The 732-nt window shown below is 54.0% G+C and carries 1 rRNA gene; it reads left to right on the top strand.

Annotation, left to right across the window (positions count from 1 at the left end):
• A 23S ribosomal RNA gene (locus ACU1JV_RS28020) occupies positions 1 to 732 on the top strand; the annotation flags it as partial.

Genomic DNA, 732 nt, shown 5'->3' with positions numbered 1-732 from the left:
AACCAAGGAGCTTGCTCCTTGGGGTTGTGGGACGTCTCACATGGAGTTACAAAGGAACCGGTTAGATGAAGAGGTCTGGAAAGGCCCGCCAGAGAAGGTAAAAGCCCTGTAGTTCAAAACTTGTTCCCTCCGAGACGGATCCCGAGTAGTGCGGGGCACGTGAAACCCCGTATGAATCCGGCAGGACCATCTGCCAAGGCTAAATACTCCCTGGCGACCGATAGTGAAGCAGTACCGTGAGGGAAAGGTGAAAAGCACCCCGGAAGGGGAGTGAAATAGATCCTGAAACCGTGTGCTTACAAGAAGTCAGAGCCCAATTTAGGGGTGATGGCGTGCCTTTTGTAGAATGAACCGGCGAGTTACGTTCCCGTGCAAGGTTAAGGTGAAGAGCTGAAGCCGCAGCGAAAGCGAGTCTGAATAGGGCGAATAAGTACGTGGACGTAGACCCGAAACCGGGTGATCTACCCCTGTCCAGGGTGAAGGTGCGGTAACACGCACTGGAGGCCCGAACCCACGCATGTTGAAAAATGCGGGGATGAGGTGGGGGTAGCGGAGAAATTCCAATCGAACCCGGAGATAGCTGGTTCTCCCCGAAATAGCTTTAGGGCTAGCCTCGGAAAGAAGAATCGTGGAGGTAGAGCACTGATTGGGTGCGGGGCCCGCAAGGGTTACCAAGCTCAGTCAAACTCCGAATGCCATAGATTTAGTTCCGGGAGTCAGACAGTGAGTGCT

The sequence above is a fragment of the Paenibacillus sp. T2-29 genome (assembly GCF_052921365.1).
This window is presented reverse-complemented; position numbering and strand designations above follow the sequence as displayed.